The following is a 20,426-nucleotide window of genomic DNA, read 5'->3' as shown; positions in this document are numbered from 1 at the left end:
TGGCGTGACTTGGCGTCACGCCACTTTACCTCAGCTTATTGCCTTGGCTGCTTGCCTCGGCTTTACTGGCCCAACTTACATGCGATAGACGAAGGACAGCATGGCGGTGCGGCCCGTACCCGGCACCGAACGGCCACCGTCCGACTGGATCAGCGCATCGTAGTACTTCTTGTCGAAGATGTTGAACAGGTTCAGGCGCACATCGTACTTGGGCTGGTGGTAGGCGATCATGCCGTCCCAGCGCACGTAGCCGCCGACCTGCACGGTGTCGGTATTGTTGGCATAGCGCTGCGACATATAGAAGGCGCCGCCGCCGACTTCCCAGTTCGGCAGGACGGCATAGCTGGTCCAGGCCGTGGCGGTGTGCTTGGGCGTATTGCCCGGGATCTTGCCCTGCGTGCCGGCGGCGATGCCGTTCTCGATCACCGCATTGAGGTAGGTGTAGCCCGCGAAGACCTGCCACTTCGGCGTGATGCGACCCGTGGCGCCAAAGCGGAAGCCGTCCACCTGGATCTTGCCGGTCAGCGCGTAGGTGGTGGCGTCGATCTGGCTGCGCGCGTTGTCCTTGGTGATGCGGAAGATCGCCGAGCTCAGCGACAGATCGCCGCCGGCCAGGTCCCACTTGCCGCCCGCTTCATACGACTTGTTCTTTTCCGGGTCCAGGTTCTGCTGGCCGACGGTGCCGACCAGTTGCTCCAGCGAAGGATTGAACGAGGTGCCATACGACACATAGTAGGACTGTGCCTCGGTCGGCTGCCAGATGCCGCCCAGGCGCACGCTGGTGAAGTTGACGGTCTGGTCCGCATTGGCCAGCGCGGTGTTGCCAAGCGTGTTGGTCGAGTTGACCGAGTTGGTGATGCTGGCCATGTAGCGGTCATAGCGCAGGCCGGCCACCAGTTTCCACTGCTTGGTGAACTCGATCGAGTCGTTGGCGTAGACGGCGACGGTGTTGGCCGAGGCGCCCTGCAGGTTGCCGGTCGACTTCGGCACGTTGCTGGGCGAATCCATATACGTCGGGTTCACCACCGGCTCGCAGGCCACATAGCCGGAAGTGCCGGCCGCCGCCGTGGCCGTTGCCGGCGGGTTCAACGGCACGCCATTGCAGGTGCCGTTGCGATAGAAGTTCTGGTTGTTGTAGCCGTCGTGCCCGAGCTCCACGCCGGTCAGCAGCGTGTGCTTGATGGAGCCGGTTTCGAACTTCGCGGTCAGCTCGGTCTGGTTGAACACCGAGTAGTCGCGGATGCTGCGGTCATGGCTTTGCTGGCGCACGTACAGCGCGGACAGCGGCAGGTTGGTGGTGGTCAGCGGGATGAAGCCGGTGGCGCCGCCCAGCGTGCCGACCGCGTTCGGCGCGGTTTCGCGCGCATCGGTCTCTACATAGTTGAACTGGGTCTGGTTGCGCAGGCGCAGGTTCGGCGAGAACTTGTGATCGATGCCGGCGGACAGCGTTGCGATGTTCTGGCGCGTGTGATCGTTGTTGAAGCCGTAGAAGGTCTTGCGGTCCACATTCACCGGATGACCGTTGATGGCCGGCAGGCCGTAGTCGGGCATGTCCTCGTTGTGCTGCAGCAGCGCGGACAGGGTGATCTCGGTGGAGGTGCCGATGCCGTACTTCCACGACGGCGCAATGCCGAAGTCCATCACGGTCATCGCGTCGCGCGTGCTCGGCGGGCCATCCTGCGCCATGGCGGAGATGCGGAACGCGGAGGTGTCGCCGGTCGGCGTGTTGACGTCGGCGGTGGCGCGCACCAGGCCATTGGTGGTGACCGAGCCCGTCACTTCGGTGGCCGCCTTCAGCGACGGCTTCTTGGTGACCTGGTTGATCACGCCGCCGGTCGATCCACGTCCGAACAGCATCGACGACGGGCCCATCAGCACTTCCACGGAATCCAGCGCATACACGTCGCGATAGTACTGGCCGCGGTCGCGGAAGCCGTCCAGGTAGATGTCGGTGCGCGCGGAGAAACCGTTGAGGTTGATGTTGTTGCCAATCTGCCCGCCCTCGGCGCCGCCGATGGTGATGCCCGGGACGTTACGCAGCGCATCCGCCAGCGAGGTGGCGCCCTGTGCGTCGATCAGTGCCTTGTTGACCACCGTCACCGACTGCGGGACGTCGCGCAGTTCCGCGGGGAGCTTGCTCAGCGACGTCTTGCCCGTGTTGTAGTCGCCGGTGGACCGGTCGCCTTGCACCACCACCTCTTTCAGCGTCGCGGGGCTCTGCGCCGTGGCCGGCTCGGTCGCGGCCGTCTGGGCCAGGGTCACAACGGGAGTGGCGAAGAGCGCGAGCAGTGCGGTCGCGATCGGAGTGCGGCGATTCATGTCGTTTCTCGATTCCGGGTACGGCCGTGGGAGCGATCCGGCGGCTGCGGGAGAGACGTTGCATGCTTTCGGTTCGGCCAACGGCGGGGGCAAATTGGTTGGGCGAGGCGGAATATAAATGCGAATGATTTGCGTTGCAATTCAGCTTGGCTTTTTTATCACAGACATTACAAGCACACGCTGAATGTACTAAGTACAAAACAAAGCAATTACAGATAGTTACAAGGCCTCACATTTATTTCGCAAAGAGCCGCATAAGACGCAAACCGGAAATAAAAAAAGGCCTGTGTGTAACAGGCCTGATACAGACAATTGCCGCCGCCCAGCCGGGCGGCCGAAAATATTTCTTAATCTGCCGTCATATTGGCGGCCTTGGCGATGCGGCCCAGGCGTTCGCGCTCCGACTTGATGAAGGCGACAAAGCTCTCCTGGGAGCCGCCGGCGGGCTCGATGCCGTTGGGAATCAGGCGGTCGCGCGTTTCCTGCGTCTGCATGGCGATGCTCATCTCGGCGTTCAGCTTCTTCAGGATGGCGGGGTCGGTGCCCTTGGGTGCGAAGATGCCCGCCCAGTGGCCGATGCGCACTTCCGGCATGCCCTGCTCGGCGGTGGTCGGGATATTGGGTGCCGCGCTCATGCGCTTGTCCCAGGTTGCGCCGAGCGCCTTGAGCTTGCCCGCCTTGATGTTGGGCAGCACCACCACGCTGGCTTCCGAGGTGGCAGCCACCTGCCCGCCGATCACGGCGGTGATGCTTTCCGAGCCGCTCTTGTACGGTACCACCGTCAGCACCGCGCCTTTTTCCTTGAGCATCTCCTCGACGAAGTGCGGCGTGCTGCCGCTGCCCGCAGTGGCGAAGTTGGCGCCCGCGGCGCCCTGTTTCTTGGAGTACTCGACCAGTTCCTTCAGGTTGTTCACCGGCAGCGAGGGCGAAGCGACGATCACCGACGGGCTCACCGCGACCAGCGACACGGGGATCAGGTCGTCTTGCGCGTAAGGCATCTTGCTGCGGATCAGGCCGTTGGTGACGGTGCCCACGGCGCCAACCAGGAAGGTGTAGCCGTCCGGCTTGGCCTTGGCCACATAGTCCGCGCCCACCACGCCGCCGGCGCCGGGGCGGTTCTCGATTACCACGGCCTGCCCGAGCCGCTTGCCGACCGCATCGGCCGCGGCGCGCGCCACCAGGTCGTTGGCGCCACCGGCGGTGAACGGCACCACGAACTTGATCACGTGGGTGGGCCAGGCGTCGGCGGCGTGCGCGGGCGCGCCGGCGGCGAACAGGGCGCAAAGGGTGGGCAGGGCGAGCGCCAGCGCGCGGCTGGTGGGGGAAATACGCATGGTTGTCTCCATTGGCACTATTGCCACTTTCGGCATCGATAGTTCTGGTTGCCGCGCGCCGTGCTCCTGGTCCGGAGCCGGCACTGCGGCTTGCGAGCGATGATAAACAGCAAAGCTGTCAATTTGCTGAACCCGCCGCAAGGACAGACCCTACTGGCCTTCCGAACTCTGTTGCGCCAGCCAGTGGCGGAAGGCGCGCGCCGCCGCACCCTCGGCGCGGTCCTGGGGCCACACCGCATAGTAGCCACCGCCCAGGCTCGCGCTGGCGTCGCAGGCGCGCACCAGCAGCCCCTGCGCCACGCAGCGGTCGATCATGTGGCGCCATCCCAGCGCGATCCCCTGGCCTTCCATCGCCAGCTGCAGCAGGATCGGATACTGGTTGGCCACCAGCGTGTGCGTCGCGCGCGCGTCGGCCACGCCGTTTTGGGCCAGCCAGACCTGCCACGACATCCACTGTCGCTGGCCATCCTCCAGCATCAGCAAGGTCTCGCCGGGCAGGTCGGCCGGCGCGAGCCGGCGGCCGCCAAGATAGCCCGGCGCGCAGACGGGAAATACCTCCTCGTCATACAGGCGGCGCGAAGCGAGACCCGGCGGCGGGCCCTCGCGCAGGAAATACATGCCGACATCGAACTCCGCGGGCGAGAGCGAGGCCAGGCTGTCGTTGACCAGCAGGCGCAGGTGGATGTCCGGATGAGCGGCGCGGAATCTCGGCAGCCGCGGCGTCAGCCACAGCACGGCCACGCCGGACGAGCATGCAACCGTCAGCTCGCCGTGGCCCTTGCGCTTCATCACGTCCTCGGTGGCCGCGGCGCATGCCGCCAGCAGGCGCTGCACCTCCTCGGCATAGGCCTGGCCGCTGACCGTCAGGCGCAGCGCGCGCGGCTCGCGCACGAAGAGCTTCTTGCCGAGGAAGCGCTCGAGCTGCGCGACCTGCCGGCTGATCGCGCTTTGCGTGAGATGCAGTTCGCTGGCGGCACGGGTGAAGCTGCCATGCCGCATGGCGGACTCGAAGGCGACCAGGCAGGGCAGGGGAGGGAGCGGAGAGATGCGCATGGCGGCAGGCGAGACGGTCCAGCCGCCATGATAGTCCGCGATGCCAGCCGCCCGCGTTGCGCGGGCGCAGGCGGGACACCGGTCAGGCGGGCTGGCGGTGCAGCCGGCCGGCCTGCATCACCAGCGCGAGATGCTCGCCCTGGCCGCACAGCAGACCGATGTCGGCGAGCGGGTTGCCGTCCACGGCGATCAGGTCGGCCAGCGCGCCGGCACGCACGGTGCCGAGCTCGCCCTCGCGCTGCAGGATCGCGGCGGCGACAGAGGTTGCGCTGCGGATCGCCTCGAGGTTGCCGAGCAGTTCGGCGCGGATGCGGAACTCGTCGGACTGGTCGCGGTGCATTTCCCCCAGCAGGTCGGAGCCGAAGCCCATCGGCACGCCGGCCTCCGCGTAGATGGCCAGCGAGTCGCGCCCGGCCTGGCGCACGGTCTCGATCTTGGCGACCGATTCGGCCGGCAGGCCGAGCCGCGCGCCGTCGCGCGCAAGCGACTCGTAGGTGACAAGGGTGGGCACCACGAAGGCGCCATGCTCGCGCATCACGCGCGCGGCCTCGCGGTCGACCAGGTTGCCGTGCTCGATGGTGCGGACTCCGCAGCGCACCGCGCGAGCGATGGCGCGGCCGGTGTAGGCGTGCGCCATCACGTAGGTCTGGGCGGCCTCGGCCTCGGCCACGATGGCGCGGATCTCGTCCTCGCTGTATTGCGTGTTGCCGATCGGGTCGGTGGGCGAGGCCACGCCGCCCGACGCCATGATCTTGATCTGCGTGGCGCCCTTCTGGATCTCCTCGCGCACCGCCAGGCGCACGGCATCCACGCCATCGGCCACACGGGCGATGGCGCCGGCGCGGAAAGCGCAGGAACATGGCTCGAGCACGTCGGCGCGCGGGCGGAAGTCGCCATGCCCGCCGGTCTGCGAGAGCGCCCTGCCCGAAGGGAAGATGCGCGGGCCGGGCACCAGGCCGGTCTCGATGGCTTGCGACAGGCCCCAGTCGGCGCCGCCGGCATCGCGTACGGTGGTGAAGCCGCGCTCGAGCATGGCCTTCATGATCGGCATGGCGCGGAACGCCACCAGCACATTGGGCTGCACCGCGTTCAGGCCAAGGTTGGCGAGCGACGCCAGCACGTGCACATGGCAGTCGATCAGGCCGGGCATCACGGTCTTGCCGGCCAGGTCGATCACCTGCGCGCCGGGCGCGTGGACCGGCGTGGCCGACACCTGGGCGATGCGCTCGCCTTCGATCAGCACGTCGTGGCGTTGCAGGAGCGTGCCGTGGGCGGGGTCGAGGACGTTGCCGCCCCTGAGGAGAATCTGTTTCATGCGATGACGCTCGATCTATGCGGGTTGGGTGGCGCGGCTGGCCTGCGCCGTGCGCAGGTAGGCAGGCTCGCGCACGAAGCGCGTGCCGGCGAGGCTGATGGCGGCGGCGAACATCACGTAGAACGCCGGCGCCATGGTGCTGCCGGTGCTGGCGATCAGCCAGGTGATGATGAACGACGCGAAGCCGCCGAAGATGGTGACCGCCAGGTTGTAGGCGACCGAAAGGCCGGTGGACAGCACCTTGGCGGGGAACAGCTCGGAGAACGCAGCGAGGATCGGACCGGTGTAGGCGGCGATCAGCACGCCGAACACGAGCTGGAACACCAGCAGCGAAGCCAGCCCCGGCGCCTGGTTGATATAGACGAACATCGGGTAGGCCAGCAGCAGGATCAGCAGGGCCGAGCCGGACAGCAGCACGCGCCGCCCGATGCGATCGGCCAGCAGGCCGACCAGCGGCGAGCACACCATGATGGCGAGGCCGCCGACCATGCCCGCGACGAAGCCGGTCGACTGCGGCACATGGAGCACTTTGACCGAGTACGTCGGCATGTAGAACAGCAGCACGTAGGTGCAGACCGTCCACAGGATCACCATCGAGAAGCTGGCCGCGGTCTGGCGCGGGTAGTCGCGCAGCACTTCTGCCAGCGGCGAGTCGGACTTGTCGTCGCTGTCGCGGAACGTCGGGGTCTCGTCGAGATGATGGCGGATGTAGTAGCCGACCGGCCCGATCACGATGCCGAGCAGGAAGGGCAGGCGCCAGCCCCAGCTGTTGAGCGCTTCGGTGCTCAGCGCGGAGGTCACAAAGGTGCCCACTGCCGCGCCCAGCAATACGGCGACGCCGATGCTGGCCTGGATCCAGCTCGAGTAGTAGGCGCGCCGCTCGGCGGGTGCGTACTCGGTCAGGAAGGCGGTGGCGCCGCCCATCTCACCGCCGGCGGAGAAGCCCTGCAGCAGCCGCGCCACCACGATCAGCAGCGGCGCGAAGATGCCGATGTGCTCGTAGGTGGGCGCCAGGCCGATCAGTGTGGTGCCCAGCGCCATCAGCAGGATGGTCAGCGACAGCGCGGCCTTGCGGCCCACGCGGTCGGCGTAGACGCCGAGGATGATGCCGCCGACCGGCCGCATGAAGAAGCCCACGCCGAAGGTGGCGACCGCCAGCAGCAGTGACGAGAGGTCGTTGCCGGTGGGGAAGAAGAGCTTCGCGATGATGACGGCGAAGAAGCTGTAGACGGTGAAATCGAACCACTCGAGACCGTTGCCGATCACGGTGGCGACGATGGCGCGGCGGCGTTGCTGGCCGCTGACGATCGGTGGCGCTTCTGGGCGGGCGCTTGCGTGCATCACTTCCTCCTGGTTGTCGGACTGCGCTGTGCGGACCGCGGGATGCCGGGCCGGCGTGGCAGCGCCGCCCGGCGCGGTCGGGAGATACATCGGCGCACGGCAGGTAGAGCCGATGTTAGGAGCAGCGCGGCCGTGCCGGAAACGAATTCTGCGCATGTCGCCATGCGGGCAGCGCATGGCAGGCGGGGACGCTGCGGGGACGCTGCGGGGACGCTGTGGAGATGCTGTGGGGGTGAGACCAGGGCGTGCGGCGGGAGGACGCGGAAGGAAGAGACGGAAGGAAGAGGCGGAAGGATGCGGAGCCGGCGCCGCCGCGGGCGCCGGCTCCACCGCGGGCGAGACTAGCGCTCGCGCTCCCAGGTCTGGGTGCGGCCAAGCAGGCTGATGCCGATGAAGCCGCGCACGTTGAGCTTGTTGCCGTCGTTCGCCAGCGACAGCTTGGTCTTGTAGACCTTGCCATTCTCAGGGTCGAGGATCTCGCCGCCGCCCCATTCGTTGTCGGCGGTCTTGCGCACGCCGGTGATGATGGTCAGGCCGATGATGGGCTGGTCGTGCCGTGCGTCGGTGCACTTGTCGCACACCTTGGACTTGCCCTCCATGTCGACGAAGCTCTTGACCAGCTTGCCGGTGTAGACGCCGTTGCTCTCGGTGATCTCCACCAGGCCGCGCGGCTTGCCAGTGGCATCGTCGATGGTCTTCCACGAGCCGGCTGGCGAGGCCTGGGCCAGCGCCGCGGCGCTACCCAGCAACGCGCCGGCAAGCACGGCAATGCGCGCCGCCATGACGGCGCCGCGTGCGGCGCGGCGGGGGGCAGTAAAGTGCATCGGGTTCTCCTCTGTTCAAGTTGGTGGACGCGCCAGCGTGGCGCGCTCACGCCAATCTACTGGCGAAGCGCGTCAGCCGCAATCCGAGGGGCGCATTTGCGTACGCACCAAAGCAACCCTGGGAGCCGGCCGCAAACCGGCGCCGTTGCTGGAAGAGGGGATATTTTGTCGTGCAGCAAAACCGACCCCTTCACCGCCCCCGAAGCAATCCTCTAGGCGTTCGTTTCAAGTGAGGGCAGGGCGTTGCGCCGTCACGCATCTGCCCGGGCCGCCTGGTGCGCGCCGCTGCGGTTGAACTCCTGCCCGGCATGGCTCGCGTGTCGAAGCGCGGGACTTCGATCAGTGCGCGGTACTTGCGCGCTCGCGCGCAGCGCAACGACATCGCGGGAACGAACGCGGCGTGGCGCGTCGGCGCGAGTCGGACGAAGGCCGGCAAGCAGAGGAAGCGATGAGCGATCGTGCGGCAGCACCGGTGCATCGCCGCGCCCGTCTCGAGAGGGCATTCGTTCTTCGCGGTGTTCGCGACGATGGCGTACGACGATGCGCGACGCACGCTTCGTGCTGCTCGCATCGCGGTGACGATGCGCCGACCGTTGCGTCGACGCATCACTGTTCGCGCTGCTCGCGGGCACGCGCGGTGCGCGTCGAAGCAAGCAGCGCGCGCGCAGCGCCGAAGCGTCGTGGCGAGACGGCGCGCGCAACGTCGCGACGATGCGCGACGCGTCCGCCGGCGATGCTGCGGAACACGCGCGCGCCAACGCGCGACGTTACGCGTCGCGCTTTCCCAGGAAATTTCCGACTTCCCGGAAAGCCTTTATTCATGCGGGTTCCGGTGATCGCGACGAGAGACGGCGAAGGTGTTGCCGCTGCGTGTTGCCCGCAAGCGCGACGATGCGCGCACGGAAAATTCCGAGTCGCGTCGACGATGACTGCGCGCTCGCGCGGCGCTGTTTTTTTTCGCGGCGCCGAGTTCGTGCCAGGCGATTTTCATGTGCGATGGAACGCGTCGAGAGTGCGTCGCGCAGGTGCGAAGTCGAGGAAGGCGAAGCGCAACGCTGACGATGAAGAAGTTGTCATGCGCGTGCGCAAGTTTTTTTGCACTTTTTTCTTAACATCGCCCAACAAACGAATTATGATTCGCCTTGACAAGAGTCTCACTTCATTGCATGGCTGTGGTTGTAGTTGTGATGGTGGTTGGCAAGATCGATGCTGATCGAACGATGATGTTGGACGCGATGCAGAACGATGAGCGCCACCAGATTCGATGCAATGGAACAGGTAGCTCAGGAGCACTAGAACTTTGACGCAGACCAAGCCGTACTGGTTTTCAAAAACGCGTGCAGTCTCCTTTGGCCCAGTAACGGGATGGGCGAACTACCCCCAAACGAATGCCGACCGCGGTGCGCGTGGCTTAGCCCGCATCGCGGCAGTGCCGGCCGATAACTCTTCAATTCATGCTGCGCGCCGATCCGACGGATGGCGCGGGCAGATCGAATATTCCAGGGCGCGGCAAGCGTCAGAAGCCCGGCTGCGGGCTCCGCTTGGCCACTTTCGCACCGCGCGCCGCGGTGCCCCTGCCACCGAATTCATTAGCGTGCGGACGCCGTGTAGCCGCGCGCCGATGAATCGCTCGCTCGATTGGGGTCGCAGCGCTGTATCGCGCCTCGGGTCGGTCGGGTCGCCAACTTAGGTCATTCGATATTCACTCTCTAGTGAAGGAGTTATCCATGGCAACGACTGCAAAGAAGAAACCGGCGGCCAAGAAGGCCGCCAAGCCTGCCGCCAAGAAGGCAGCAGCCCCGGCCAAGAAGGCCGCAGTGAAGAAGGTCGCCGCCAAGAAGGTCGTGGCGAAGAAGGCTGCGCCGGCTGCTAAGAAGGCTGCACCGGCGAAGAAGGCTGCTGCCAAGAAGGTCGTAGCGAAGAAGGCAGCGCCGGCGAAGAAGGCCGCACCGGCCAAGAAAGCCGCCGCCAAGAAGGTCGTAGCGAAGAAGGCCGCACCGGCCAAGAAAGCTGCCGCCAAGAAGGTCGTAGCGAAGAAGGCCGCACCGGCCAAGAAGGTTGCTGCTAAGAAGGCTGCGCCGGCCAAGAAGGCTGCTGCTGCCAAGAAGGCCGCGCCGGCCAAGAAGGCTGCACCGGCCAAGAAGGCTGCTGCCAAGACGGCCCCGGCCAAGAAGGGTGCTGCCAAGAAGGCTGCGCCTGCCGGCAAGCCTGCCGCGGCCCCTGCCGTTGCACCTGCTGCGGCTGCCAAGACCGCGCTGAACCCGGCCGCGGCATGGCCGTTCCCGACGGGTACCCGTCCGTAAGCGTGCCGTTGTCGACGGCTCTCGCTGGGAATCGCCAAGGCACGCATGGCGTGCCGCACTGACCGGATACTGCGTATCCGGTCCGCAAGACGCTAGTCTTGCCAACCCGCCGATGGTGCAAGCCCGGCGGGTTTTTTCATGGTCGCGCAGCATCGCTGCGGGAGACGGCGCGGGCAAAGAAAAAGGCGCCGTTCCGTGCCGGGAGCGGCGCCTTCGCAAGGCCGGTACGACAATCCTGGGGCCACCGCGGCCAAGGCCGCGCAACGGCGCCGGAAACGTTCCGGGGAGCCCGCTTAGTGGGTCACGCGGGTGGTACCGCCCGAGGACAGCAGGCGCACCCGCTCGCCCGGATGGAAGCCTTCGTCCGCATCCTGCACGATCGCACGCATCTCGCCGTTGTCCAGCCTGACGGTGATCTCCAGGCCACGGCGCTGGCTGATCTTGTTCTCGGCCATGCTGCCCGCGATGCCGCCAAGCACGGCACCCAGTACGCCGGCGGCGACCGAGCCGCCGCCGCCGCCGATGGTGCTGCCGGCGGCGATGCCGCCGATCGCGCCGCCCGCGATGGTGCCGGCGCCGGTCTGGTCACCCTGAATCAGCACTTCACGTATGCTCTCGACCACGCCATAGCGCAGGGTCTGCTCGCGCTGCGCCTGCCCAGGCGTGTAGATGCTGGCGGAGTTCGATTGCGATGCGCAGCCGGCCACCAGCGTGGCGGCGACGGCAAGCGCGAGGGCGCTGGTGCGAATCAGGGTGTGCATAGGATCGATCCCGGAAAAGTGTTACTCGTACCGATAGCCGAAAGCCGCCTCGAAGCGCTGGCCGATTTCGTCGCGCGACAGCTTGTGGTTCTGCGGACCCTGGTGCGCGATCTTGATGGAGCCCATCAGGCTGGCGAGGCGGCCGGTGGTCTCCCAGTCGAAGCCCCGCTCGATGCCGTACAGCAGTCCGCCGCGGAAGGCATCGCCGCAGCCGGTCGGATCGACGACGCGATCCGCTTGCACGGCCGGAATATTGTACTGCTGACCGTTGGCGTGCACGGTGGCGCCCTTCTCGCCGTGGGTGACGATGTAGGCGCGGACCTGCGCGGCAACCTGCTCGCTGGTCCAGCCGGTGCGCGACAGCAGAACCTGGGCTTCGTAGTCATTGACCGTCACGTAGCTGGCGAGTTCAACGAACTGGCGCAGGTCGTCGCCGTTGAACAGGGGCATGGCCTGACCCAGGTCGAAGATGAACGGCACGCCGGCATCGGCGAACTGGCGCGCGTGGTGCAGCATCCCCTCGCGACTGTCGGGGGCGACGATGCCCAGGCCCGGCGGGGTGCCGCCCTTGAGCGCGTCCTGCACGTGCGAGAGCTGCGACTGGCTCATTGCGCCCGGGTGGAAGGCCGTGATCTGGTTGTTGTCCAGGTCGGTGGTGATCATCGCCTGCGCGGTGAAGGTGTCGGGCAGGGTGCGGATGTGCTCGGTGCTGATGCCGAGCGCGCGCAGGTATTGCAGATAGGGCTCGGCATCGGTGCCGACGGTGGCCATGACCACCGGATCGCCGCCCAGCAGCTTGAGCGTGTAGGCGATGTTGCCTGCGCAGCCGCCGTACTCGCGGCGCATGGCCGGGACCAGGAACGACACGTTCAGCATATGGATCTGGTCGGGCAGGATGTGTTCGCGGAAGCGTCCCTCGAACGTCATGATGGTGTCGTAGGCGACGGAGCCACAGATCAGGCTGGACATGCTCTCTCCAAATGCTGGCAAAAATGCGTGATGGCGTACGCCGTCACGATCGCTGGCGGCCGCCGAAAAAAAGGCCACCCATGATACAGGGTGGCCGGGGCCTGCTGGCGGGGCGCTTACTTCAGCGCGGCCAGGGCGGCGTCGTAGTTCGGTTCGTTCTTGATTTCGGACACCAGCTCGCTGTACTTGACGGTGTCGTTCTCGTCCAGCACCACCACCGCGCGCGCGGTGGCGCCGGCCAGCGGGCCGGTCTTGATGTCGACGCCATAGCTGTCCTTGAAGCCGGCGCCGCGCATCAGCGACAGCGTCACCACATTGGCCAGGCCTTCGGCCGTGCAGAAGCGGCCCATGGCGAAGGGCAGGTCGGCCGAGATGGTCAGCACCACCGTGTTGGCCAGGCTGCTGGCGGCCTCGTTGAACTTGCGCGCCGATGCCTGGCACACCGGGGTGTCCAGGCTGGGGACGATGTTGAGCACCTTGCGCTTGCCGGCGAAATCGGCCAGCGCGACGTCCTTCAGGTCCTTGCCGACCAGTGAGAATGCGGGGGCCTTGTCGCCGGCTTGCGGAAACTTGCCGCCGATTTCGATGGCGTTGCCGCCGAGGGTGACGTTGCTCATATGTGCTCCTGTAGCAGAAGGGGGCCGCATGTCGGGGATGCGAGCCGGGGAGGCAAATCGGGGCGCCCGGCACTGGCGGCGGCCCCGGCGGAATTCAGGGGTAGAAGATCAGCACGCGGTAGTTGGCGGCCGCCTGCTGCGTTCGGAATCGTACCCGAACCGGCAGCTCCGTGCCCGCGCGCAAGCCTTGCGTGGCGAAGGCCTTCTGCCCGGGTTCGAGGTAGTCGGCCGGTTGCAGGACCTTGCGCAGCAGGAGCTGGTCCTGCAGGTCGGTCATCACCAGCTCGATGGCGGGCAGCGCCACGGTGGCGCGGCTCTGGTTGCGCATGGTGACGGCGAGCAGGAAGACGTCGGATTCCTCGTCCTGCTTCTGCAGCTGCGAGCTTTCGATGCGCAGGGCGTCGATGTCGCGCCATGGCGCCACCTCGCAGCCGAGCGGCGCGCACAGCGCCTCGAAGGCGGGACGCAGCGCGGGGAACTGCCCCGACAACTGGCTGCGGGCAAGGAAGGCGATCTGCGCCAGCGCTGCCGCCACCAGCACGCCGATCGCCAGCTTCTGCAGCGTGCGCTTGCGCCTGGCGGGGCCGGGATCGCGCTCGCGCGCATGGCGCAGGAAGTCGGGCGCGAACACCGGCACGTCGGGTACATCCTGGCGCGTCCACTGGCGCACGGCCTGCTCACGGGCGATGGCGGCGGGAATCTCGGGAAAGTCGTCCTGCGCCTCCGCGCGCAGGTAGCCGCTCGCGCTCGGGACGGGCGCAGGTGCTTCGTGCGCGGCGGGCGAGGCTTGCCTGGCAGGCGCTGGCCCGGCGTCGTCCTGCCGTGCGAGAGCCGGCTCGGCGGGCCTCTGCGTGTCGGCGCTGTCCGTGATGTCCGCGGTGTGCGTGGCATCGTCGATGCTGGCTTCCAGGGGCGGCAGCTGCGGCAATTGCGCGGCGACGTCAGGGCTGACCTCGGGCGCGACCTCGGGGCCGACTTCGGGGGTGGCTTCCAGAACGCTGTGCGCGGCAGCCTGCGCCTCGCTTGCGATGTCTTCGGCCGACGCCAGGGATCCGGGGGCGACAGCGGCATCCGGTGCCTGGGCCATTGCCCATGCTCCGGATGCCGCGGGAGGCAGATCGTCCGACAGCGTGCGGGGATCCAGTGCGGGCCAGGGCGTCGCTGCCTCCTGGGCGAGGATTGCCTCGGCAGCGGCTTCGTCGACGTGCGGCTCCGCGGTGGACTGGCTGCTGGCGGTCTCGGTGGTCTCGGTGGTATCGGTGGTTTCAGTGGTCTCGGCGGTACCTGCTGTACCGGCGGCACCGGCCGCATTGACGGTATCGGCGACGTCCTTGACCGCGTCAGCCTCGCCAGGGGTCGCGGGCATGCTGTCGGTGCCGGCGCGCTCGAGGCTTTCGGCATTTTCAGCGCTTTCTGCCACTTCGGCCTGCCCGGCGATCTCCGCGGGCATGGCGTGATCGTCGTAGGCAGCCTGTTCGAGAGGCTGGCCCGGTTCGTCCTCGATCACGCCAGGAACGAAGACTGCGGAGGGCGCATCGTCTTCGGCGCTGGCCGCGCTGGCTTCGCTTGCGGCCTGCCGCCTGGCCATCCCGGCGGCTTCCGCGGCCTGGTCGGCTTCGGCCTGTGTCTGGTACAGCATGATGGTGGGCGCATCGAGCGCCGGCACGTCATAGCCTGGGTCGAAGGGCGGGACGAAGGGCGAGGCGGGGGCGGGCGCGGCGGGAAGCTCGCCGTGCGCGTCGCCCGCTTTCGCCTCTGCTTCGGGATGCGCCGGAGCATGCGCCCGCTTGCGCGGGGCGCGCGGCGCACGCGCATGCGCATGCGCGGCCTCGTGCGGGCTTTCATGGGCGCCCTGGTGATCGTCCTGATGGCCGTCCTGATGGCCATCCTCATGGGTGCTGTCGTGGGCGCCGTCGCGGGCATCCTCGAACGTCTTTTCGTGCGGTGTGCGCGGGGCCCGGCGGCGCGCGCCGGCGTGCGCAGGGGGAGATGCCGGCGCCACTGCTTCCTGGCTGGCTTCCTGCGCGGGTTCCTGCGGAGCGATGGCGACGGGGCTTGGCTCGGGACTTGGCTCGGGACTGGGGACCGCCTCAGGCGCCGGCAGCTCGATCAGGTGTTCGCGCGCATCGAAGACAGTGTCGCACTGGCCGCAGCGCACCAGCCCCTGGCGCAGGCGCAGCTGGTCTGCTACCAGCCGGAAAGCGGTGCGGCAAGCCGGACAACGCGTGACGAGCTTGGCTGCGGCCATCGGCGGCGCTCAGTGCTTGACGCCGGGGCCTTCGCCGCGGGTGCCGTGCAGGCACACCCAGCCCTCCTCGCTGCGCCAGACCGACATGGCGAGCCAGGGCGCATAGGCGGCGGCGACTTCGTCGGCCTGGCGCTCCAGCACGCCGGACAGCACCAGGCGTCCGCCCGGGCGGACCCGCGCGCTCAGCATGGCGGCCATCAGCTTGAGCGGATTGGACAGGATATTGGCCACCACCAGGTCATAGCTGGCGTCGGAGACGCTCTCCGGCAGCGCGAAGGCGGCTTCCACGCGGTTGCGCTGCGCGTTGTGGCGCGAGGCTTCCACCGCGTTGGGGTCGATATCGATGCCGAGCGTGTCGCCCGCGCCCAGCTTCTTCGCCACGATGGCGAGGATGCCGGAGCCGCAGCCGTAGTCGAGCACCGACTCGCCGGACTTGATGTTCTGTTCCAGCCACTGCATGCACAGTCGCGTGGTGGGATGGCTGCCGGTGCCGAAGGCCAGGCCCGGATCGAGCTCCAGCACCACTGCGTCGGGTTCCGGCGCTTCATGCCAGGATGGCACCACCCAGATGCGCTCGCCGATGCGGATGGGCGTGAACTGGGATTGCGTCAGGCGCACCCAGTCCTGGTCCTCGACCGGGCGCAACTCGTAGGGGGGCACCTCACCGGCGCCTAGCGCGTTGGCGGCGGCGGCCACCACCAGCGCGGGATCGGTGACGTCGTCGAACAGCGCCACCACGCGCGAGCGGTTCCATGCCAGGCGGGTGGGTTCCAGCCCGGGCTCGCCGAACAGCGGCTGCTCGTCGGGCGTGTCGGCATCGGCGTCTTCCACCGAGACCGACAGCGCGCCGAGGTCGAACAGCGCGTCAGACCAGGCTTCGGCCTGGTCTTGTGCGATTTCGATCACACATTCCTGAAATGCCACAGGCGATCCTTGTCGATCCGTTGTTGCTTGGCTGCGCCGGGCTTCAGATCTTGCCGCCCTTGGCCACGTTCTTCTGGGCCAGGCGGTGCTCGAGATAGTGGATGCTGGTGCCGCCTTCGACGAAGTTGGCATCGAGCATCAGCTCGCGGTGCAGCGGTACGTTGGTCTGGATGCCGTCCACCACCATTTCCGACAGCGCGATCCGCATGCGGGCGATGGCCTGCTCGCGGGTGGCGCCGTAGGTGATGATCTTGCCGATCATCGAATCATAGTTGGGCGGCACGAAGTAGCCATCATACGCGTGCGAGTCCACCCGCACGCCGGGGCCGCCCGGCATGTGCCAGGCGGTGATGCGGCCCGGCGACGGAGTGAACTTGAACGGATCCTCGGCGTTGATGCGGCATTCGATGGCGTGGCCGCGCAGTTGCACGTCCTTCTGGCGCCAGCGCAGCTTCTCGCCGAAGGCGATGCGGATCTGCTCCTGCACGATGTCGATGCCGGTGATCATCTCCGTGACCGGGTGCTCGACCTGCACGCGCGTGTTCATCTCGATGAAGTAGAACTCGCCGTTCTCGTACAGGAACTCGAAGGTGCCGGCGCCGCGGTAGCCGATTTTCTTGCAGGCCTCGGCGCAGCGGTCGCCGATGCGCTCGATCAGGCGGCGCGGGATGTGGGGTGCCGGCGCCTCCTCGATGACCTTCTGGTGGCGGCGCTGCATGGAGCAGTCGCGCTCGCCCAGCCAGATCGCCTGGCGGTGCTGGTCGGCCAGGATCTGGATCTCGACGTGGCGGGGGTTCTCCAGGAATTTCTCCATGTAGACCTCCGGGTTGCCGAAGGCACGGCCGGCTTCCTCGCGCGTCATGTTGACCGCGTTGACCAGGGCCGCCTCGGTGTGCACCACGCGCATGCCGCGTCCGCCGCCACCGCCAGCCGCCTTGATGATGACCGGATAGCCGACGCTGCGGGCAGTCGCCAGGATTTCCTTCGGGTCTTCCGGCAGCGCGCCTTCGGAGCCCGGCACGCAGGGCACGCCGGACTTGATCATGGCTTGCTTGGCCGAGACCTTGTCGCCCATCAGGCGGATGTTCTCGGAGCTCGGGCCGATGAAGACGAAGCCGGATTTTTCCACGCGCTCGGCGAAGTCGGCGTTTTCCGACAGGAAGCCGTAGCCCGGATGGATGGCTTGCGAGTCAGTCACCTCGGCGGCCGAGATGATGGCCGGCATGTTGAGGTAGGACAACGGCGAAGGCGCCGGGCCGATGCACACGGCTTCGTCGGCCAGCTTGACGTATTTGGCTTCCTTGTCGGCTTCCGAATACACCACGACGGTCTTGATGCCGAGTTCGCGGCAGGCGCGCTGGATGCGAAGGGCGATTTCACCGCGGTTCGCGATCAGAATTTTTTCAAACATAGTCACTCTCTGCGAGGAGAAGGGCAGTCCCACCGCTGCGGATCGTGGCGCCCCCGGCGGCGCGGCCGGTATGGGGGCGGGGGAACTGGCACCGGGACGAGATGCGTCCGGTTCGCCTGCGCCGGCGCGGCCGTTCCGGAATCTCCGGCGCAGGCTGCGGGCGGCGCGGCATGCCGATCAGTATCAGCCGATGATGAAGAGCGGCTGGCCGTATTCGACCGCCTGGCCGTTCTCGACCAGGATTTCCTTGATCACGCCGGCCTTGTCCGATTCGATTTCGTTGAGCAGTTTCATCGCTTCGATGATGCAGACCGTCTGGCCTTCCTTGACGGTGTCGCCCACGTTGACGAAGGCGGCGGCGCCCGGCGACGGCGCCCGGTAGAAGGTGCCGACCATCGGCGAGGTCACGACATGGCCGGACGGCAGTTGTGGCGAAGCGGGCTCGGCGCTGGCGACTGCGGCGGGCGCGGCGGCCGCGGGCGGCAGTGCCTGCATCGGCTGCATGGCCATCGGCGCGGCGATCACCTGGGGCGGTGCCTTGACGATGCGCACCTTGCCTTCGCCTTCGGTGACTTCCAGCTCGGAGATGCCGGACTCGGCCACCAGGTCGATCAGCGTCTTCAGCTTGCGCAGGTCCATCTTCTATCCTCCTGAATCGGGTTGTCCGGCGCGCGCCGCTGTGGCGGCCGCATCCGGGTAAATTTCATGCTTTCATGCGTCCGGCAACCTGCTTGCGTGCACCGCGGTCAGCGGGGCCGGGCAGCGCCAGGGCGCGGTCATCGTCTACGAAATCGAAATCAGCCGGCGGGCTCAGGCCTTGGGCGGCGCCTGTTCAGGCTCCTGCCCGAGGACATAGTCCAGCGCCAGCAGGTAGCCTTGCCAGCCAAGTCCGCAGATCACTCCCACCGCGATATCGGAGAAGAAGGAGTGATGACGGAAGTTCTCGCGGCGATGCACGTTCGACAAATGGACTTCCACGAACGGAATCGCCACCCCGGCCAGCGCGTCGCGCAAGGCTACGCTGGTATGCGTATAGGCGGCCGGGTTGATGATGATGAAGTCGACTCCCTCGTCGCGTGCCGCGTGGATGCGATCCACCAGCGCGCCCTCATGGTTGGACTGGAACGTTGCCAGGGCGAGGCCGGTTTCCCGTGCACGTTGCGCCAGGGCCAGGTCGATGTCGACGAGCTTCGTATGCCCATAGGTTTCCGGCTCGCGCGTACCCAGCAGATTCAGGTTGGGCCCGTGCAGGACCAGCACCTTGCGGTAGCGGGCGGAGCGGCGTTCTGGAGGCGTATCGATCACGGCGGCTCGACCATTTCAACGAAATTGCGCGGAGATTACCGTAGCTTAGAGTGATTTGTCTAGCAGCGCAGACATAGGAAAGCCCGCATGCGGCGCGCTCCCTGAGCATTCTGGCGACGCAGCCGGTACTTTTCACTGCGATGGGCGAATTTCACTCAAATTGCGGGACGATTGATGAAGGTTAGTTTAAATTCACCGCAAATCAAGGATCTTGCCACTATCCGCGCGGCAGGGCGGCGCGCAGCTCATCGGTGGAAACCCTACCCATTTTTCGGTAGGTGACAGTGCCGTCCGGCGCGATCACGACCGTATAGGGCAGGCCGCCGGCCGCGTTGCCGAAGTTTCGCGACAGCTCCGTGCCAGCAAAGCCGGCGACCGCGAGCGGGTACGCAACCGGCACTTTCTTGATGAACTGCTGGATATTGCTGGCAGAATCGATGCCGATGCCGACAAATTCCACCTTGGGGCCCGACACCTCCTTATAGAGCGCGGTCAGGTCCGGCATTTCCTCCACGCAGGGCCCGCACCAGGGTGCCCAGAAATTCACCACCACCGTCTTGCCGCGGAAATCGGCCAGGCTGAGCTTGCCCCCCTGTGGGTCGGGTAGTTCGGTGCGCAGGAACGTCTCCACCGCGGCATCGGACGCAGGCTTGGGCGAGAACACGTAGTGGCTGGCAAGGGCACCGGCCACTGCCGCGGCGACGGCGACGAGCCAGATCCAGAGGCGGCTGCGGCGAACGGGTTGGCTGGAAGAGGTCATGGCAATGGGTGGCGGGTGGCGTCGGAGGTCGGTGAAGTCGTGTGGGCCGGAAGCGAGGCGACGGCCCTCTCTCTATCTATATGACTGGACGATGGCTGTGACGATAGCGGGACCAGCCTGGCGGCCCGGCCAGGGCGTCAGGCGGCGGCGGGCGTGTCCGGCATGTCCGGCACGCTGGCTGCCAGCGCCTGCACCGCGGCCAGGTCGGCTCGGGCCACGCGGCCACCGGCATCGGCCCTTACCGCGCCGCGTTCGTCGTCCGCATCATACAGGGCGATATGAATGCCGACCGGCTGGCCCAGTTCCGCACGGATCTCGCCGGCCAGCACGCGCGCTTCGCGCTGCGCCGGCCACTGGCCTTTCCACAGGAAGCTGAGCGTCTCGACCTCGCCGCGGCCGGCAAAGTGACGCGTTTCGCTGGTATCGAAATCGACACCCGCGTTCAGCAGGTGCAGGGTTAGGTCCTTGGGGCTGTCGCAAAAGCACTGCAGGTACACGTCCGAGTGCTCGGTGGCGGTGCCGTTGAGCACCGCGCCGGCCAGATAGGGCCGGAAGGCGGCCAGGTCGCGCATGGCCAGCAGCGCCAGGCGCCGCAGCAAGGCCAGGATGCGCGGCTGGCTCTCGCCATGGAACAAGGCCTGGTACGCGCGCACTTCCGCCTCCACCATCTCGTTGTCCGGCAGCCACTCGCCCGCCACGCGCACGTCACCCAGCAACTGGCGGGCAGCCTTGCGCTTGGCTGAGGCGTAGTCGGCGCCGTCTTCCGCGATCATGCGGGCGGCGGCCTGGGCGATCTCCTCGCGCAGGCGGATGGGGTCGAGGCTGGGGCGGCGGGACATGGGGGGATCATACCGGAGGGAGTGGCCTGGACTTTTAGAGTTTTTGCCTCTGCAAGGGTTCTGTCCAGGCTGACAAAAGTCAAAGACCGTCGCCCCGGCGGCC

Annotated in this window: 19 protein-coding genes; 1 reads left to right on the top strand and 18 read right to left on the bottom strand. The window is 67.0% G+C overall.

Annotated features, from left to right (window positions below; translation table 11 throughout):
- Positions 1-75: 75 nt before the first annotated feature.
- From AC1DK4_RS21815 to AC1DK4_RS21780, 8 genes are all read right to left on the bottom strand, one after another.
- Positions 76-2,319, bottom strand: a complete 2,244-nt coding sequence (locus AC1DK4_RS21815; protein WP_441617758.1) for a TonB-dependent receptor — start codon at positions 2,317-2,319, stop codon at positions 76-78.
- A gap of 347 nt (positions 2,320-2,666) precedes the next feature.
- Positions 2,667-3,653: a Bug family tripartite tricarboxylate transporter substrate binding protein gene (locus AC1DK4_RS21810; protein WP_441617756.1), complete on the bottom strand. Its 987-nt coding sequence runs from the start codon at positions 3,651-3,653 to the stop codon at positions 2,667-2,669.
- Positions 3,654-3,803: 150 nt separating this feature from the next.
- Positions 3,804-4,706 carry a LysR substrate-binding domain-containing protein gene (locus tag AC1DK4_RS21805; RefSeq protein WP_441617754.1) on the bottom strand — a complete coding sequence of 301 codons (903 nt, stop codon included), beginning with the start codon at positions 4,704-4,706 and terminating at the stop codon, positions 3,804-3,806.
- Between the two features lie 82 nt (positions 4,707-4,788).
- Positions 4,789-6,021 carry a metal-dependent hydrolase family protein gene (locus tag AC1DK4_RS21800; protein ID WP_441617752.1) on the bottom strand — a complete coding sequence of 411 codons (1,233 nt, stop codon included), beginning with the start codon at positions 6,019-6,021 and terminating at the stop codon, positions 4,789-4,791.
- Positions 6,022-6,036: 15 nt separating this feature from the next.
- The gene (locus AC1DK4_RS21795) at positions 6,037-7,362 is read right to left on the bottom strand and encodes an MFS transporter (RefSeq protein ID WP_441617923.1); all 1,326 of its coding nucleotides are present in this window, start codon (positions 7,360-7,362) and stop codon (positions 6,037-6,039) included.
- 341 nt (positions 7,363-7,703) lie between these two features.
- Complete coding sequence (locus AC1DK4_RS21790; protein ID WP_441617750.1) at positions 7,704-8,186, bottom strand: DUF2147 domain-containing protein; 483 nt, start codon at positions 8,184-8,186, stop codon at positions 7,704-7,706.
- A gap of 606 nt (positions 8,187-8,792) precedes the next feature.
- A complete protein-coding gene (locus AC1DK4_RS21785; RefSeq protein WP_441617748.1) occupies positions 8,793-8,933 on the bottom strand; it encodes a hypothetical protein in 141 nt (46 codons plus the stop codon).
- Between the two features lie 67 nt (positions 8,934-9,000).
- Positions 9,001-9,177: a hypothetical protein gene (locus AC1DK4_RS21780; protein ID WP_441617746.1), complete on the bottom strand. Its 177-nt coding sequence runs from the start codon at positions 9,175-9,177 to the stop codon at positions 9,001-9,003.
- A 736-nt stretch (positions 9,178-9,913) separates the two neighbouring features.
- On the opposite strand from AC1DK4_RS21780, the gene AC1DK4_RS21775 reads away from it, so the two are divergent.
- A complete protein-coding gene (locus AC1DK4_RS21775) occupies positions 9,914-10,489 on the top strand; it encodes a histone H1-like DNA-binding protein (protein WP_477115885.1) in 576 nt (191 codons plus the stop codon).
- Positions 10,490-10,782: 293 nt separating this feature from the next.
- Here AC1DK4_RS21775 and AC1DK4_RS21770 read toward each other — a convergent pair whose 3' ends face one another.
- The 10 genes from AC1DK4_RS21770 to AC1DK4_RS21725 all read right to left on the bottom strand — a co-directional run bounded on the left by AC1DK4_RS21770 (position 10,783) and on the right by AC1DK4_RS21725 (position 20,323).
- Positions 10,783-11,250: an outer membrane lipoprotein gene (locus AC1DK4_RS21770; RefSeq protein ID WP_441617742.1), complete on the bottom strand. Its 468-nt coding sequence runs from the start codon at positions 11,248-11,250 to the stop codon at positions 10,783-10,785.
- Positions 11,251-11,271: 21 nt separating this feature from the next.
- A complete protein-coding gene (locus AC1DK4_RS21765) occupies positions 11,272-12,219 on the bottom strand; it encodes a carbohydrate kinase family protein (RefSeq protein ID WP_441617740.1) in 948 nt (315 codons plus the stop codon).
- A 116-nt stretch (positions 12,220-12,335) separates the two neighbouring features.
- Complete coding sequence (gene tpx, locus AC1DK4_RS21760) at positions 12,336-12,836, bottom strand: thiol peroxidase (RefSeq protein ID WP_441617738.1); 501 nt, start codon at positions 12,834-12,836, stop codon at positions 12,336-12,338.
- Between the two features lie 94 nt (positions 12,837-12,930).
- A complete protein-coding gene (locus AC1DK4_RS21755; RefSeq protein WP_441617737.1) occupies positions 12,931-15,084 on the bottom strand; it encodes a DUF3426 domain-containing protein in 2,154 nt (717 codons plus the stop codon).
- A gap of 9 nt (positions 15,085-15,093) precedes the next feature.
- Entirely contained in the window at positions 15,094-16,008 is a 915-nt protein-coding gene (prmA, locus tag AC1DK4_RS21750; RefSeq protein ID WP_441617735.1) for a 50S ribosomal protein L11 methyltransferase, read from the bottom strand.
- Between the two features lie 43 nt (positions 16,009-16,051).
- Entirely contained in the window at positions 16,052-17,419 is a 1,368-nt protein-coding gene (gene accC, locus AC1DK4_RS21745) for an acetyl-CoA carboxylase biotin carboxylase subunit (RefSeq protein ID WP_441617733.1), read from the bottom strand.
- Positions 17,420-17,602: 183 nt separating this feature from the next.
- Positions 17,603-18,058 carry an acetyl-CoA carboxylase biotin carboxyl carrier protein gene (accB, locus tag AC1DK4_RS21740; RefSeq protein WP_441617731.1) on the bottom strand — a complete coding sequence of 152 codons (456 nt, stop codon included), beginning with the start codon at positions 18,056-18,058 and terminating at the stop codon, positions 17,603-17,605.
- Between the two features lie 171 nt (positions 18,059-18,229).
- Entirely contained in the window at positions 18,230-18,724 is a 495-nt protein-coding gene (gene aroQ, locus AC1DK4_RS21735; protein WP_441617729.1) for a type II 3-dehydroquinate dehydratase, read from the bottom strand.
- Between the two features lie 217 nt (positions 18,725-18,941).
- On the bottom strand, positions 18,942-19,484 hold the full coding sequence (locus AC1DK4_RS21730; protein ID WP_441617727.1) for a TlpA family protein disulfide reductase: 543 nt from the start codon (positions 19,482-19,484) through the stop codon (positions 18,942-18,944).
- A gap of 137 nt (positions 19,485-19,621) precedes the next feature.
- Positions 19,622-20,323 carry a UDP-N-acetylmuramate--alanine ligase gene (locus AC1DK4_RS21725; protein WP_441617725.1) on the bottom strand — a complete coding sequence of 234 codons (702 nt, stop codon included), beginning with the start codon at positions 20,321-20,323 and terminating at the stop codon, positions 19,622-19,624.
- Between the last annotated feature and the right edge of the window lie 103 nt (positions 20,324-20,426).

This window comes from Cupriavidus sp. 05N38 (genome assembly GCF_056397345.1).
Note: the sequence above shows the minus strand (reverse complement) of the source record. Positions and strands in the feature narration are given on the sequence as shown.